Origin of the sequence: Methylosarcina fibrata AML-C10, from assembly GCF_000372865.1 — a bacterium.
GTDB classification, from domain to species: Bacteria; Pseudomonadota; Gammaproteobacteria; order Methylococcales; family Methylomonadaceae; genus Methylosarcina; species Methylosarcina fibrata.
The window spans coordinates 1081350-1097643 of the sequence record NZ_KB889965.1; the positions used below are offsets into that span (position 1 = coordinate 1081350).

Consider the following 16294-nt stretch of genomic DNA (forward strand, 5'->3'; position numbering starts at 1 on the left):
AGGGGATAGAATCCATGAATCCATTCGACAAGCCAGGGACTTTCGGCAATCGGGCTGTTAAGCCTGGAAAAATCCGTCATTTTTGCCTGACGGCATCGCTCACGGTCGTGATCGGTTGCGCCGCCACGTCCGTTTCCGAACTCAACGATCCACACGCGATCGCCGGCTTCAACCCCAAAGAAACCGACAAATTGTTCGTGGTCGACTGCCTGTTGCCGGGACAGATCCGCAAACTGGGCGCGAAGGCGATGTATTTGACCGCGCGGAGGCCGATTCAGACCACCGCCGGCGACTGCGAAACGCGCGGCGGCGAATACGTGGCCTACGATCGGGCGAACGCGGCATCGTCCTTGCGCGTCTGGCTGGAGGAGGCACAGAAGGGCGACCCGGAAGCTCAGGTCAAAGTCGGCGAAATTTATCAAAAAGGACTCGGCGGTCTGGCCGATCCCAAACTGGCCGCGGAATGGTATTTGAAAGCCGCAGAGAAAGGCAATTCCGAGGCCCAAATCAATCTGGGCTATCTTTACGAAAAGGGCCTCGGCGTCAAACAGGACAAGGCGGCGGCCCTGAACTGGTACCGCAAGGCATCGGGTCTGGCCGGTTCCGATTTGCAATTCTCGACCGTGATCGAGGCCGGTTACCAACAGCAGTTGACTCAATTGCGCGAAGAATCGAAAACCTACCGGCAAGAAGCCGAAAGCTTGCGCGCGCAACTGGACGCCACCCGGCAACAGTTGGCCGAGCAGAAGTCGCAAACGCGAGTGCTCGAAAGACAGTTGGACGAGACCCGCCGGCGCCTGCAACACGAACAAGGCAAAACCGTTCGCAATACCGAGCGGATCGAATCTCTACGGCAGGAAGTCGAGACTAAACAATCGCATTTGAAGCAGCAACAACAGCAGGTCTCCCGGCTCGAAAAAAAACTGAAGGACGAAGAGAAACAAATCGCGAGCCGACCGGAACCTGAAGTCACTTTGAGGCAGAAACCGAAGGAAACGCCTATTGCAGAAGAATCTGAGCAGGAAGAACAAACGCAGATTATTCCTTCCGAAGACAGACTGGCCGAAATGGAAACGCGCCTGAAAAGGCTCGAAAGCGAATATCAGGCCGATTCCGCGCAAATCAACATGGACGTCAATACGATCGAGGAAAAAGCCGGACGAGCGAAGAGCACGCAGGAAAAACTGGCCGTCGAGACGTTGCGCAGTCAATTGGCCCGGTCCAAGGACGATCTCTTCGCTCAAGGCCGGCAAATCAAGGAACTCAAGCAGGCGATTACCATTGAAAAACGCAAACTGGCCGAGTCGACGGCGCTCGCTGCCGCGGGGCCGGTTATCGAAATTCTCGACCCACGGCTGAAATTGACCCGGGGCACCGAGCCGAGCTACCGCTTGCGCTCAGAGAGCAAAAGCAAGGCCATCGTCGGCAAAGTGTTGACCCCCGGCAATCTGGAAAGCCTGAAGATCAATGAGTTGCCGGTTCAACCCGACCAGGAAGGCATTTTCAAGTTCGAAATCGCTCTGGAGGAGGATTCGACTCCGGTTCATATCGTGGCGGTCGACAAGCAAAACCGCCTCCGGCGGATTTCCTTCAATCTGCTGGCGCCGGCGCAAGGAAAACAAATCTTTGCCGAAACGGCCGAAAATCACGGCACGAATACCTACCCCTCAATCCATTTCGGCAAATTTTACGCGCTGATCATCGGCAATAACCAGTACGCCCACCTGCCGACTTTGAAAACGTCGGCCAATGACGCCAGAGCGGTGGACGAGGTCTTGCGCTCGCGCTACGGTTTCAGGACGACACTGCTGATCGATGCGGACCGGCATCAAATCATGTCCGCCTTCAACGACTTGCGCCAGTCCCTGACCGACCGGGATAATTTGTTGATTTATTATGCCGGTCACGGCGAAATCGATATGAGCGACGAAAACGCCTATTGGCTGCCGACCGACGCCGAGCCGAACAATAACGCCAACTGGCTGTCCAGCTTCAACGTGACGAAATACCTGAACGTCATTCAGGCCAAACATATCCTGGTCATCGCCGACTCGTGCTATGCCGGCGCGATGACCCAGGGTTCGATCGTACGCCTGCCGGGGGACATGCCCGAGGACAAGCGTGAAAAATGGCTCAACTTCATGATGAAGCGCAAGGCGCGCACGGTCATGACCTCCGGCGGCGAAGAACCGGTGCTCGATTCCGGCGGCGGCAATCATTCGGTGTTTGCGAAAGCCCTGCTGAAAGCGCTGAATTCGAACCGGGGCCTGATGGTCGATTACGAGCTGTTCCGAATCGTGGCCACGCAGGTCAAAAAATCCGCGTCGACGATCGGTTTTCAGCAGACGCCCGAATATTCGGCGTTGCAGCATGCCGGGCACGAAGGCAGCCCGTTCTTTTTCGTCGTCAAAGGCTGAGCGGCCTATGCAAGTTTATGACCGGTAAAAACGACAATGATCATGCCGAGGACGCGACCCGAATCAGGCCTGCCGAAACCGAAGCCGACCTGAGCGACTCGTTCAGTGCGGACGGCAAGCAGGATACGGAAACGATCGCCAATATCCGGCCCCTTTCGCAGCAACCGATCGTACCGAACAGCGACGCGACCGTCGTCATTCCCCCTGAAACGGCTGCTTCATCCCGGGAATTTCCCGATGCATTCGTGCAAAGCCTGGAAACGATCGCCGATCAGAGCGCCCGTCTTGCCTCCGCAGCCGAAACATCCGGCGATCACTCAAGCTTGCCCTCCCCTATTCCGGCCGTCGGCTCGCTGATCAAGGATCGTTACCGGCTCAAGGAAGTGATCGGTCGCGGCGGCATGGGCACCGTGTTTCGGGCGACCGATCTGCTCCGGGAAGAAGCCGGGGATAAAGCCCCCGACGTGGCCATCAAGGTTTTGAATAAAGAGTTCCGCGACGATCCGGAACTTTTCGTCGCCTTACAAAGAGAAACCGTAAAAACCCAGCAACTGGCGCATCCGAATATCGTTACCGTCTACAATTTCGACCGGGACGGCAAAACGATATTCATGGTCATGGAAATTCTCGAAGGCCAATCCCTCGGCCAGTACATCCGTAACCAGGCCCCGCAGGGCCTGCCTTTCAGGAAAGCCTGGCCGATCATCAAGGGCCTTTCGCTGGCCTTGGCTTATGCTCACAAACGCAACATCGTGCATTCCGATTTCAAACCGGGGAATGTTTTCATTACCCGTACCGGCGAGGTCAAGGTACTCGATTTCGGCATCGCCTGCGTCGCCGCGCATTCGGACGCCGCCTCCGGCAAGACGCTTTTCAATGCGCGGGATCTGGGCGCTTTGACGCCCGAATACGCCAGCCTCGAAATGTTCGAAAATCAGCCGGCCGATCCACGCGACGATGTTTATGCACTGGGCTGCGTGGCTTACGAACTGTTGACCGGCAAGCATCCGTTCGGCCACATTGCCGCTCCGAAAGCGTGCGAAGTCGATTTACAGCCTCGGGCGATTCCCGGTTTGAAGCGGCGTCAGTGGCACGCGTTGCTGCATGCGCTCGCGTTCAAAAAAGAGCAGCGCACGGCTTCGGTCCGGCAATTCATTAACGAAATGGAGCCACGCTCGTTGGCGCCGAAAATCATGGCCGGCGTCACGGCGCTGGCGCTGCTCGGAGCGGCCGGCGCTTACCTTTATCTCTACCATTATGGCGATCCCTGGGACAACGACATCATCGAGCTAACACCCGCGCAACAGCTCAAGATCAAGGATCTTCTGGAACTGGCGCAGATCCATTACGACGTCGGCTTCATCACTGCGCCTTCCGGCAGCAATGCGTTATGGGCGTATCGGCAGGTACTGGCCATCGACCCCTACAATAAACCGGCCAAGGCCGGGCTCGAAAAAATCGCCGATCTGTGCGAGCAACAGGCGCAGGAATTATTCGAACAGAACAATACGGCCGAAAGTCTGCTCAAGATTGAAGAAGGGCTGGAAGCGATACCGAAGCACGAAGGTCTCCTGGCGCTGAAAAAACGGATCCTGGAGCTGGAAGAACGGCAATAAGAATATGGCTAAAAATAACTTTCCTGACATGCCGCTTGATCGTTGCCAGGCTCTGCGGTTCGGGACGCAGAGCGTGGGAACCATGAGGGAATAACAGCCCTCCATGCTTTCCCGTCTTTCAGTCCTTTATTGCGTGGCGTTTCTACTCACAGGCTGCGCCGCTCCCGAAACGCTTCTGAATCGGGAAGCCGAACGCCTGCATTTGACCCGTTCCGTCGTCCAGGGGACCGACTTTCAACATCTCGTTTACTTCCACAAGACGCACGATCAGGACGGCGAGCTGCACGTCTATCTGGACGGCGACGGTTCGCCGTGGCTTCGCCACCGGTTCGTATCCGGCAACCCCACCCCGCGCAATCCGCTCGTGCTCAGATTAATGGCGCAGGATCCGGCGCTTTCGGTTTATTTGGGACGTCCCTGTTATTTCGGTTTCGGCGCCAGGCCGCCCTGCTCCGCGATGCTTTGGACCGATCAACGCTATTCGAATACCGTCATCGATTCCATGATTGCGGCGCTCCGGAACATCCGTCATTTGTTGCGCTCCCAAAAAGCCGTATTGATCGGCTTCAGCGGCGGCGGCACCCTGGCGATGCTGATGGCCGAACGTCTGGAAGATGTCGACGGTATCGTCACGATCGCGGGTAATCTGGATCCCGACGCCTGGACCGATCGCCACCATTATGCTCCGTTGACCGGCTCGGAAAATCCGGCCAGGCATCCTCCCTTACCCGGCAGTATTTTTCAACTGCATCTTGCCGGTGAAAAAGACACGAACGTTTCCCCGGATTTAATCCGTTCCGCGTTGCAGCGTCAGCCGTCGCCGCAGTTAATCGTCCTGCCCGAGGCCGATCATGACTGCTGCTGGGAGCAACCGTGGCCTTTTATCCTGAAGAAAATCGACGCCGCGAGCCCCTGAATCCATACCGAATATCACTTATTAACAAGGACCGGTATAACTTTGATTTATAGTAATTTTAAGCTTGACAACCACTGAGCTTAGGGATTAAATCGGCGTTAATGCATGTTCATCCATTTCAATCAAGGTAGGCCACTATGCCAAAATCAATTCGAACGATCGGCTACGGGATTTTCGCTACGGGGGTCTATTTTTTCAATTCCGGCGTCTTTGCAGCCCAGGATCCTTGCGGCGCGGTTTTCAGCGATCTGGTTTCGAGCGAGTTTTCCGGATCGGCTGCGCAAAGAGATCTTGTCTCGACGTGCAGTCAGTTCGAAAATGCCGATGATCAATTGACGCCCTACCAGGCTCTCGCGCAATCGACCCTGACCCTTGCCATTGCCAATCAACAATTCCGTAATGTAAAAAATCGGCTCATGCTGTTGCGCCGCGGCCTGACCGGCGGGGTCGACCTCAGCGGATTAACCGATTCGTCCTTCCCGATCCTGCCTGCTTCATTTTCTCAATCAGGCATGCCCATTCTCGGCGGCGGCGCCGGCGACAAAGAAAGCCCGTTCGACCGATTGGGTCTGTTCGTCAACGGCAATTTCGGCGTCGGCGACAAGGACGGTACCGACAGGGAACTCGGCTTTGAATACGACAGCCAGGGCGTCACGGCCGGTCTCGATTACCGCTTTACCGATAATTTCGTATTGGGCACGACCTTCGGATATAACTCGATAAGTTCCGATTTTGATGCTTCGAGAGGCAATCTGAATCTGAACGGGTACAGCTTTTCGATCTACAGCACCTATTACAACGACGATTTTTATCTGGACAGCATCTTTTCAGGAGGCTGGAACGATTACGACACGCGCCGGCCCCTCCAGTTACCCGGTTTCAGTCAAACGGCAAACGGCAATACCGAAGGCAACGATTATTCCTTCAATATTACCGGCGGCTACGACTTCCATCATGAAGGCTTGAATTATGGGCCTTACGGGCGGGTCAGCTACCAAAACATCCGGATAGACGGCTATCGAGAAACGCCGTCTAATCCCGGCGCCCCCGGTTTCGGCAGCCTTGCGGCAATCGATAAACAAAATGCCGATTCGCTGCAAACCGCGTTAGGAGGACAGTTGTCCTATGCCGTCAGCACGTCGTTCGGCGTGTTGATGCCCACGGCCAGAGCGGAATGGATACACGAATTCCACGACGGCGGCCGGCCGTTGAGCTGGCGCTTCGGCAGCGTGCCAAGCCAATCGACGCCTTTCAGCAACGCGAGCGACGGCCCCGACCGTAATTTTGCGAACCTGGGTGCCGGTTTATCGGCCACGTTTACTCACGGCGCCTCGGCATTTTTGTTCTACGAAGCGATGGTCGGACGGGAGAATATTTCCGAACATTCGATCAACGCCGGCGTGCGCGCCGAATTTTAACGGACGCTCTTTTCTTCCCGGTAGGCCGGAAAAGCGAAGCGCACTTTTGCCTCATGGGTATCCTGGGCATCGGCGTGATGGATGCGCTTCGCTTATCCATCCTACGCAGCTTACTTGGTGGCGCCGGGATCCCCATGTCGCCACTGCTCAGACCTTCATCGACGAACTCGGCGCCGAAAAAATCAATTCTCAATCTAATCTATACATACTCCGCCTTCAACGGAGGCTTCTTTGGATAGGGAAGAGACGCCCCCGTCTTCATCGGATGCCGTAACAGTCACAGTGAAGCGGCTGACGTCGTCTTCCGAAATATAACCGTAGTCGTGTTCAATCGGTTGGCCGCTGGTCAATACTTCGCCGGGTTCGCCGTCGCCCCAATCGATCGTCGCGCTGAGGGTATCGTTGAGTTGTGCCGGATCGGAAAACACGATCGTCAACGACAATGGATTGGTTTCGGAAAAGCATGCAAGATTAGCCGGAGTAAAATCTTCAATTCGGGGCGCCACGTTATTGACCGTTACCGTGGTGCTTGCCCAGCTCGATCCGGCCGAGCCCGTCACCCGCAACGTCACGGTATGAACGCTCGGACCGTCGGCGCCCGTAAAAGTGGGCGCCGCGCCCGACGTTTCAAAGCTACCGTTATTGTCAAGATCCCACGCAAACGTTAATTGATCCCCGTTCGGATCGGAAGCGGCGGTGCCGTTCAGCGTAATCGAACTGCCTTCATTAACCGTATAAGGCCCGCCGGCATTGGCCACCGGCGGCTCGACCGGCGCCAGATCCTCGTCGATTCGGCCGTCTCCGTCGTCGTCCAGTTCGTTCAATAATTCTTCATCGATCTTGCGGTCGCAGTCGTTATCCAGTCCGTCGCCCTGCACGGTTTCCGTAGGCGTACACGGCTCGGCAATTTTGGCGAGCCGGCTTCCGCCGGGGTAACCGTACGAGTCGGAATTCGCAAAACCGTAGGCATAGACGCCTATAGGAACATTCGAAGAAAGATGGCGAAGGGTATGCGCCCCGATAGCGACCGGAACCTGGGCTCCGGAATACCCTGTGTTCCCTATTGCGGTAAACGGTACAGCAATCGATCGGTCATCCAACCGCAGTCCCGTCAGTTTATCGGTCGGAGCGACAATATTAAGGTAATTGTCAAAGGCAACCGGAGCCTCGAGCGGCGTACTGACGAGATAACTGGAGCCGAATTGCTCGGTCGGCGGGATGACGATCATGAAGGGATCGGAAACGACGTCGTCGACCGAGGTGCCTTTGGCATACTGCACGACCAGCGCCGGACCGCTGGTGGTAATGTGATGAAAGGTGCCGGAAGCCAGATCCACCTGCTCGAATTGTCCTTTTTTCAGCTCTGCGACGGTTTCGCCGTCGATTTCGACCGCAGTTCCGTCATTCGCCGCCAGAATCCTGAAAATATCGCCTCCCGTCCGGCTTGCCGAAGGCGTAGTCAAAAACGAATTGCCCCAGGTATTGACCGGTGGAATCTGTTCGACCAGATGATCGCAAGCCAGCGCCCTGTTGGGAACGATGCCGCATTGATGTCCGCCGAAAACGGAAACGGGTTTCGACGAGATAATCACCGAACCCGTCAGATCGCCGAGCCGCCCGCCTTTGGCTTTGAACTGAATGCTCTCCAGGCGATTCAACGTAAAATGAGCAGACTTCTTCGCCCGGATCGATTTGACGTCGACTCCTTTGACGGTGGCTTTTTTGGGGGTAAACGTAATCTCCGTGCCATCCTGATGAGCAATGATCTGCAATTCGCTCGGCAAGGTTTTCTTGGCATTGGAAAACGAAGGAACGATGTATTCGGTGCCGGCGACATCGGTCGGCAGGCCGAGATAGGCGTCCGTGGTAAATTCTTTTTGATTCAAACCATAGACGACAAACTCGTCGCGGGCGGAGAGCAACAGCCCTTTGTTTTCTATGGTGCCGCTGCCGCTGGCGCGCAGTGAGATGGGCAAAGTGACGGAAGTGATTTCTTCCGGAACCACCGGAAAAGTCTTAGGACCAAATCCTCCTCCCTGCACCGTTACCCTGGTGGCGGTAGGGCCGGTGAGATAAAAGCTGATGGTGCCTCCGCCGTCATAATTTTCCATAAAGCCCAATACAAATTCCTTACCCTGATTATCCGGTGCGGCTAAAACCGATCCGATGAAGGCGCCCGCCAAAACGAGTGTCAAGGTAAATGGATGCAGTATCCCAAGTGACCAGGATTTCAAGTTAAACTTCATGATCAAATCTCCCCAAGCTCTGTTGACGGATTAGCCGACTGCACTTTTTAGGCGACCGGGATACACGATCCTGCTGCTTTATTTCATTTGTCTCATAGACTTTTCCAAACTCTTTGCCAAACACGGCATTGCCGGCCTTAATTTCATAAGGGCCGAGAATTCCGCTTGCTGAGATAAATTGCCTGAAAGAATGACATCCATGTTCTGTGGGCAAAGCTCATTCTGATCCAATTACGCTTGTTGCACAAGCTAAAAAGGATGGATAAACGGGCGGAAATTGTTTAAACAAGCTCGTCATGAAATCGAACCGATGAATGAGTCGTCCCGATACATACCTGGGAATTCGCCAATACTTGCGTTATTTATCCGGCAGGCAGACTTCGCTGCCGTCCTCGACGGTAACACAGGTAGAAGGCGGAGCCGTGACCGTGATGCTCCAGGTTCTTTGCGCCAGTTTTCCGGCTTTGTCGGATACTTTCAGAACCACTTTGTGCCGGCCTTCGGTTTGAGGTTTGTACAGCCAGCTTTTGCCATTCGATTGCGACTGTCCGTCCAAAGTCCAGGCGTAAGTCAGTTGGTCGTCGGGATCGGGATCCGTGGCTTCCACGGAAAAATCGGTTGGCTTGCCCAGAAGCAGCTCCAGCTTCTGTTCGGAAGGCGTCATTTTGACGATGCTGGGGCCCTGGTTTTTACCTGAAGCAGCCTTGGTCCTCTTGTCGGCAGGAGCTTTTTCCGGCTCCTTGGCGGCCTCTTTACCGTCTGCCGACTGGTCCGGATCGCATGTTTCCTGGCTGTTAGCCGATGCCTCGCAGGTTTGGGAAGGCGCCGCCGCGACGACGAGCCAACTGCGTTTGGCCAGAGTTTTCTTTTTATCGGTAACTTTCAAGGATACCTTGTGTTTGCCTTTGACCTTGGGCTGATAAAGCCATGTTCTGTCCGAAGATTGTTTACGGCCGTCGAGAGACCAGAGATAAGCCGGCGGATGATCGGGATCACCGCCGGAGACCGCCACCGAAAAATGAACGTCATCGTCCAGGCTGAGCTCGATCTTGCCTTCCGGAGGATAAATTTCACCGATGGTTAAAGGTTGTTTTTGTTCGGCGGATTTTGTCTCCGTTTTCTGATCCGGTTTTTCCTTCGAGTTTTCTTTGGCGGCGGTTTCGGCAGGCTGGCCCTTTGCATCCTGCTTAGCCGGCGCCGCCGGATCCGGCAGACAAAGTTCGTCGTTTTCGTCCACGGTAACACAGGTGGCCGGAGGCGCGCTGACGGTCACGGTCCAGGATCGTTGTGCCGGCTTTCCGGACTTGCCGGACACTTTCAGGACTATCTTCCGCCGGCCTTCGATCTGGGCCTTGTAGAGCCAGGCATTACCGGAGGCAATTTCCTGTTTATCGAGAAACCATCGGTAGGTCAACGGCTCGGAGGGATCGCTGCCGGCGGCTTCCGCCGAAAAATTGATTTCACTTCCCAAAGAGACCTCAATCTTCTGTTCGGAAGGAGAGCTTTTGACGAGGCGAGGCACTCGGCTTTTCTCCGGCTCGCCGACAACAATATTCCAGATCTGTTTGGCCTGTAGATTTTCCTTGTCGGCCACCGTTACAGCGACGGTATGCTTGCCGGCTTCGTCCGCTTTATAGATCCATCCGACGTTTTTCGATGTTTCCGTTCCGTCCAGAGTCCATGAATAGGTCATCCGGTCGTCAGCATCCGGATCCACGGCTTCGGCGGAAAAAATAACGGTTTCCTTTTTACGAAGCGCAACCGTCCCGCCGGCCGGCTCGAATTTGACGATTTGCGGAGGATGATTGACCGCTTTCACGGGGACGGGGGCGGGAGCGGGTGCCGGAGCGGGGGGGAGAACGGGAGCCGGATTCGGCCGCACGCTTGGAATGACTTTAATCTTCCAGATCTTCTGCAGGCTATGCCCTTGCCGGTCGGTAATCACCGCTTTGACCTCTTTGTCAGCCGTTTCCGATGGATTGAATACAGGTCGATAGGTCCATTGTTCGCTTTTTGCCTGTTCCTGCCCGTCCAGAAACCAGGTGAAGTCGAGTTCGTCCTTGTTCCTGCCCGGCACTTCGACGGCAAAGGACTGGCTATGGCCGTCCAGTAAAAACAAGGCTTCCGCTTCGGGACTGACTTTGCCTATCGCTAATTCGGATTGGGGAGGCGGTTCGGCCTTACGCTCTTCGACGAAAGCCGAATCGAAAAGCCAATACGCGACGATTAACAACCCGGCTACGGCCAGACCGGTCATCAAGCCTCTGCCGCCGCCGAAAAAAGAAAATACAGGCCGTTCATTTTGCTGCGGCTCTTTTGTAGAGACGACGGTTTTTTCTTCTTTCTGTTTATTTAAATCCGGCGCGCGCTGTGCGGCGACGGTGACGCATTCGAATGCCTGATACGCCTGTTCATAAAAATCGGCCGCTTTTTCATGATTCTTGAAGGTGCTCCATTGCTGCGCCTGTTCCATCAAGCCGACGGCCCTGGTGAATTCTTCGCTATTACGGTGCCCGGATTCGAACCGTTCGGCGGCGGAACGCTCTTTTTCCGCTTTCTGTTTAACAGTCAGCATGGTTTGCAGCTTGCGCTCGTTTTCAGCCTCCTGCCATAATTGCCGATAGATCTCGTGCGCTGATTGAAACGCCATCAGAGCCTGTGTGTAAGCTTTCTGATCGACACAGTCTTCCCCGCTCTGGTAGGACAGAAGCGCCTGTTGAAAGACTTCCCGTTCCGTATCCACGCCCGCTTCAGTCGCCAGGCGCCGGAACTCGTCGGCCTGCTCCCGCGCCTGTTTTATCAGATCCAGTCCGCTTTGGCGGGCACGGACGAAACATTCGACGGCGCAATCGTACAGATCCCTGGCTTCCGCATACGCTTCCTTTTTCAAGGCCGCATCGGCCCGTGTCCGGCTTTGCACGGCCTGTTCAAACAGATCGGAGAAACGCTCTTTCGCATCGGCCGCCACCGCTTCCTCGAAGGCTTCTCGCGCCCGCGCCTGAGCAGCCTCCGCTTCCTCTTTTCGTGTCCTGCGGGCGGCTAACTCGCAGGCGTCCTTGAACAAACGCATCGCCTCGCCGTAGGTGTCGTAAGATCGAATATGGCACGACTGTTCCCATAATTCCTCGGCTTCCAATACCGAAATGAGCCCTTTGTGGTAAAGCGTGCCGGCGTAATCGGGCGCCTGAAGTTCCTTGGCCTGCTGCTGAATCGAAGCGATTTCCGATTTGAGCTGTTGATGCCTTTCGAGCACGGACTGGTCAAAATATTCCCTGGCTTTTTTAAAGTGCTCCAGGGCATCCTGAAACTTGCCATTGTCCAGAAACTCCTGTCCTCGAGTTTGCGCATCGTCGGCCTGCTGATAATTCGCCCGGCAATGGCGCCCGGCCTCATAATGCTCGGCCATTTGCCGGCTTTCCTGCAACTTGAGCTGAAACGATTGCACCTGTTCGTTGCATTGCTCGGCGATCGCTTGCTGTTGCGCCTGGGTATAGGCTTCGAGCGCCTTGATGTAGTGCTTGCGGGCTTCAAGGTATTGTCCGGCCTGCCAAGCGGAATCGGCCGCTTCGACAAGCCCGTCCGCCTCGGTCCAGGCGTCCCCGGCCCAGGTTCGAAGCGTCTTGAACTTGGCTTTGGCATTGGCCAGTTGCTGTTGCATCACTTCCACCTGATCCCGTGCCGCCAGGATTTCCGTTTCCCGGTGCAAACGGTCGAAGGCGTCCGCGGCTTTGAGATAATATTCCGAAGCCTGCTCGGGTTGATGTTGCGCTTCCCAGTACGCGCCCTGATCCTTCAGTTCCACCGCCTCGGCAAATTCTTCGCTGAAGCGTTGTTCGGCGCCGTTATGTTGAGCCCGATGCCATAATTCCAAGGCCTGCTTTCGCGTTTTCTCCATGTCTCGTTGCTTCTGCCGGTCCAACACCTGCTGCCGGGCCAGTGAATAATTTTCCAGGGCACTACGGAACAGCTCATGGGCTTGTTGAAGGTCTTCGGAGGAATAGGCGGTCTTCGCCTTCTGCTCGATCGCAAACGCTTTTCTGAACAGCGTCGGCGCCAGCTCTCTGGCTTCCACCTTGACCGCCTCTTCATAAGCCTGCCTGACCTGAGAACACAACGTTTCGGTATCTTCCTTCAGCGATTTGTAATAGGCCAGTTCGCGCGCATCCTGATAAACACGGAATGCTTCGCTGAATTTTTCATAAGCTTCTTTATAGGAGGATTTTTCCAGAAACTCTTCGGCTTGAGATTGAAAATCCAATGCGCGGCCATAAAAAGTACGGGCGTTTTCCTTGGCGTTATAGCCGTCCGCTTCCGTTTTGACCGCATGCACCTGCTCCTTGATCTGTTCCGTTTGTTTCTGCAACCGGATCGCGGCCGCCTGCCGGTAAGCCTCGGCAAATAATTCGGCTCCTTGCCGGAAAGCTTCCCGGGCCCCCGGATAATCTTTTTGATTCAGAAAGTCGGCGCCGGCCGATTCCTGCCGGCAACCCTCCAGAAAGACTTCCCTCGTCAGTTGGTCGGCTTCTTCCCGGAGCGCTTTCTCTCTGGCGTCCCGGCAGTCGGTCTGGCTCGACGAAGCAGCGCGCTTTTGCTTTTCGAGCTCGAGCTTCCGAATGTGTTCGTCCAGATCCGTGATATTGTCCGGATTCAGTTCGGGAAGCTGTGCCGGTTCCTTTGTTTCCACGTTCCGCGACCAGCAGACTTCAAGGTCGTTCAAAAATTCGCTCATGTTTTGATAGCGGCCGGCGAGGGATTTGATTATCGATTTTTTGATCAACGTCCGGAATTCGACCGGCGTGCCGGAGCTAAAGACCGGTTCATTTTCCTGATCGCTCAAGACCGACGAAATGATCTGATTTTCATTGAGGCCCGCGAAAAAATGATCTCCCGTATAGGCTTCGTACATGATCATGCCGAGCGCATAAATATCGGCGCTGCCGGTCAACGGTTCGTAAAGCATTTGTTCCCTGGGGCAATAACGGACCGTTCCCAGCATCATTTCGCTCTTCGTCATGTTGGCTTCATCCAGTTCTTTGGCGATCCCGAAGTCCATCAAAACGACTCTTCGGGAATCGTGCTCGAGCATGATGTTGGATGGCTTGATGTCGCGGTGAATGACCGGCGGGTTGTTGCCGTGAGCGAACTGAAGGGCTTGCGCTATTTGACGCGCAATCGAAAGAATTTCCTTCAGGGTGAGAACTTTTTTTTCTTCGAGATAATCCTGCAGCGTCCGTCCCTGAATGAATTCCATGACGAAGTAATGAAACTTGAGCGCATCGTCGTGATCGATGTCGATGACCCGTACAATGTTCGGATGGATCAGTTTGGCCATAACCCGGGCTTCCCGGTAGAAACGGGCCAGCAGATCGGGATGTTTCATCAGCTTGGACGACAGGACTTTCAAGGCCGAGAAATTGCCCAAAGTAACGTGCCGCACTTTGTACACCTCGCCCATGCCGCCTTTGCCTAACAGGCTCTCAACCTCGTATTTATTGGAAATCAACATCGAATGAGCCCAGGTCAATGATTTTAAATCTGTCAGAAGAGCGCCGAACGAAGCTAATCTTTCGTTCGGCGCTTTCAGCCGTTGATTCTAAAAAACGACAAGCGATTCATTTTAATCCTATTCCCGAGACAAAAGAAAGTAAGCAGAAGGTATCCCGTATTTGCCTATCGATACTAAAAGTGCAAGGTCAAGAACCAAACCACTCAAAAAGATCGATCACGTTGCCGGCGTCCAATTCCGGCTGAGGCTCTCCGAGCAGCTTGTAGAGGAGCTTCGGCTTGACCAGCATCGCCTGGGCGATAGCGGCTTTGGACATGCCGCATTGCTGCGCCAGGATTTCCAACCCGTCCCGAAGCAGCTCCGGTTCTTCCGGAGTGAACTCATGATCTTCCCGTTCCTGCAGGGCTTCGCCGTGCCTGCGCAAGGTAATCACTCCGGAACGGTACTGGTCTTCCGAAAATACGCCCAACTGGCGCCCGCGGTATAAAATCGCCGCTTTGGAGACCCGCCAGTTTCGTTTGATGTCGACGATGGCCGCCCAGTTAAGGCGGCTGCCTCTTAACGCTCGCTGGCATTCCTTGATGAAGTAGGCCCTTGGCATCAGAAAAGCGCTGGCGAAACGGTTGGCTTGATTTTCGGTCAGGCGGTCGCCGGTTTGAACACCGATATGGATGGTCAGATGGCCGATTTCATGAGCGACCGCAAACCGGGTGCGGCAAGCCGATTTGCCGTGCGCATTCAGCATAATCACCGGATGACGGGTGGCGAACGAGATCGCGTCGATTTCGTCCGACAGCCCGTCCGTCCTCATCAACACGGCGCCGGCGTGTTCGGCGACGCGGCTCATGTTGGAAATCGGTCCGAGTCCCAGTCCCCAGGCGGAACGGCTCGATTCGGCCGCCTGTTCGATGTCTTCCGGCGTCGCCACTTCTTCATGCAAAAAGCCGTAGCTCGGAAAATGAAGATTTCGGTCGAGAACGGCCACCAGCCGCTTGAACATCTCTCCTTTCGCCCGGGCCACCTGCTTCAGAGCCGTTTTCGTCGTTAATTGTTTGCGAAAATGGCATTGCTCTTCGTAGATTGGCATGGGATCCACCTGCCGGAAAAATTCCGGCAACACGGCGACGGCGTCGGCCAGAGCGTGTTCCAGGGGTTCGGTCGGCGGTTCCAGTCCGGACTCCAGCCGGCTTAGATACTGCTTGGACTTGCCGACCTTTTCCGCTAGATCCTGCAGGGTAAGTCCATGAAATAAACGCGCTAAACGCAAATTTTGGCCAAGAAAGTCCGTTTTCATTGTTCCCCGGATTGCTGTTGAATTTCGGAAGAGGGTTTTTTCGAGGTCACGGCGGGCTTTCCGATTTCCACGACCGGGGGAGTCACCGTCGAACCGGCGCTGTGCAGGGTTCTGACGGCGCCCGATTGCCATTGGCATTTGACGTTGCCGTTGGCATCGAAGCCCACGAAGACGACGTTGGGCTCCAGCTCCGCGAGCAGTCGGCTGTCGATGATAAAGCAGTATCGGCACGGCTGTTCGTGGTCCACTTCATCGAAAAACGACATCTGATAGCGGTTGATGCTCAGAACGGCATCTTTCCTGGGATTTTCGGGGTCGTCGCAACTGAAGCGGCAAGGCACGCCGCCGATTTTGAATACCAGATCGTTGGTGGTATTCATGATCTGCAGCCACGGATAAGTGCCGGACAACGCCAGTTGCTTGATTCGGTTCTTTTGCCGGCCGAACGACGCGCAACCTCGCGTATAATTGTCGTCCGTCTCCGAAGACAGATCGTCAACCGTTCTATAAAATTCTTCCAGCAGGATTTCCGCAACGATCACCAGGCGGTCGTGCGTCAAATCCGGATGGTAATGGACAGGTGGAGGCAGCATGGGAGTATTCCTTTCGTGCAAAAACTGAAATTTGTCAACTTCATATTTGTGCAAATTCTCGATTTTGTCAACCTGAAACCGGTAAAGATTTTTGCATCTTTTTGCCGGACGTCGGTTTGTCTGAACCGCCGAACACAGGGTTGTTAAAAAGAGGCTGGTTGGTTCGCGCGTCTTGCCGACTGCATAGGAGAAAATGGGTTGCCCCGTCCTTTCGGCAGCCGGAAGATAACGGCCACGATCGAGGCCCTGTGAGAGTCTTACACCGCCTTTGCGCTCACCGGTTTCACT

At 55.1% G+C, this 16294-nt stretch carries 8 protein-coding genes; 4 read left to right on the forward strand and 4 right to left on the reverse strand.

The genetic code is table 11. The features are described 5' to 3' along the window. The first annotated feature begins 14 nt into the window (after nucleotides 1–14). From A3OW_RS0105280 to A3OW_RS0105295, 4 genes are all read left to right on the forward strand, one after another. Nucleotides 15–2417: a caspase family protein gene (locus tag A3OW_RS0105280; RefSeq protein WP_020562386.1), complete on the forward strand. Its 2403-nt coding sequence runs from the start codon at nucleotides 15–17 to the stop codon at nucleotides 2415–2417. A 17-nt stretch (nucleotides 2418–2434) separates the two neighbouring features. Then, nucleotides 2435–4033 carry a serine/threonine-protein kinase gene (locus tag A3OW_RS0105285; protein ID WP_026223349.1) on the forward strand — a complete coding sequence of 533 codons (1599 nt, stop codon included), beginning with the start codon at nucleotides 2435–2437 and terminating at the stop codon, nucleotides 4031–4033. Between the two features lie 103 nt (nucleotides 4034–4136). Beyond that, nucleotides 4137–4949 (forward strand): alpha/beta fold hydrolase, encoded by an 813-nt coding sequence (locus tag A3OW_RS0105290; RefSeq protein ID WP_020562387.1) that lies wholly within the window; start codon nucleotides 4137–4139, stop codon nucleotides 4947–4949. A 137-nt stretch (nucleotides 4950–5086) separates the two neighbouring features. Next, the gene (locus A3OW_RS0105295; protein ID WP_020562388.1) at nucleotides 5087–6367 is read left to right on the forward strand and encodes an autotransporter outer membrane beta-barrel domain-containing protein; all 1281 of its coding nucleotides are present in this window, start codon (nucleotides 5087–5089) and stop codon (nucleotides 6365–6367) included. A gap of 194 nt (nucleotides 6368–6561) precedes the next feature. Here the strand turns inward: A3OW_RS0105295 and A3OW_RS26260 are convergent, their stop codons facing one another. The 4 genes from A3OW_RS26260 to A3OW_RS0105315 form a co-directional block, all read right to left on the reverse strand. Continuing rightward, nucleotides 6562–8613, reverse strand: coding sequence for a PKD domain-containing protein (locus A3OW_RS26260; protein ID WP_157385795.1), 2052 nt, complete (start codon nucleotides 8611–8613; stop codon nucleotides 6562–6564). Nucleotides 8614–8971: 358 nt separating this feature from the next. Continuing rightward, the gene (locus tag A3OW_RS24145) at nucleotides 8972–14119 is read right to left on the reverse strand and encodes a protein kinase domain-containing protein (protein ID WP_033411570.1); all 5148 of its coding nucleotides are present in this window, start codon (nucleotides 14117–14119) and stop codon (nucleotides 8972–8974) included. A 187-nt stretch (nucleotides 14120–14306) separates the two neighbouring features. Beyond that, nucleotides 14307–15413 (reverse strand): helix-turn-helix domain-containing protein, encoded by a 1107-nt coding sequence (locus A3OW_RS0105310; RefSeq protein ID WP_020562390.1) that lies wholly within the window; start codon nucleotides 15411–15413, stop codon nucleotides 14307–14309. Then, nucleotides 15410–16006, reverse strand: coding sequence for a hypothetical protein (locus A3OW_RS0105315; protein WP_033412144.1), 597 nt, complete (start codon nucleotides 16004–16006; stop codon nucleotides 15410–15412). Before A3OW_RS0105315 ends, A3OW_RS0105310 begins: the two co-directional genes overlap by 4 nt. Nucleotides 16007–16294: the final 288 nt, after the last annotated feature.

What these genes read in the sequence shown, in the direction of transcription:
- A3OW_RS0105280 (WP_020562386.1), top strand. Translation starts at nt 15, where the DNA reads ATGAATCCATTCGACAAGCCAGGGACTTTCGGCAATCGGGCTGTTAAG.
- A3OW_RS0105285 (WP_026223349.1), top strand. Translation starts at nt 2,435, where the DNA reads ATGACCGGTAAAAACGACAATGATCATGCCGAGGACGCGACCCGAATC.
- A3OW_RS0105290 (WP_020562387.1), top strand. Translation starts at nt 4,137, where the DNA reads ATGCTTTCCCGTCTTTCAGTCCTTTATTGCGTGGCGTTTCTACTCACA.
- A3OW_RS0105295 (WP_020562388.1), top strand. Translation starts at nt 5,087, where the DNA reads ATGCCAAAATCAATTCGAACGATCGGCTACGGGATTTTCGCTACGGGG.
- A3OW_RS26260 (WP_157385795.1), bottom strand. Translation starts at nt 8,613, where the DNA reads ATGAAGTTTAACTTGAAATCCTGGTCACTTGGGATACTGCATCCATTT.
- A3OW_RS24145 (WP_033411570.1), bottom strand. Translation starts at nt 14,119, where the DNA reads ATGTTGATTTCCAATAAATACGAGGTTGAGAGCCTGTTAGGCAAAGGC.
- A3OW_RS0105310 (WP_020562390.1), bottom strand. Translation starts at nt 15,413, where the DNA reads ATGAAAACGGACTTTCTTGGCCAAAATTTGCGTTTAGCGCGTTTATTT.
- A3OW_RS0105315 (WP_033412144.1), bottom strand. Translation starts at nt 16,006, where the DNA reads ATGCTGCCTCCACCTGTCCATTACCATCCGGATTTGACGCACGACCGC.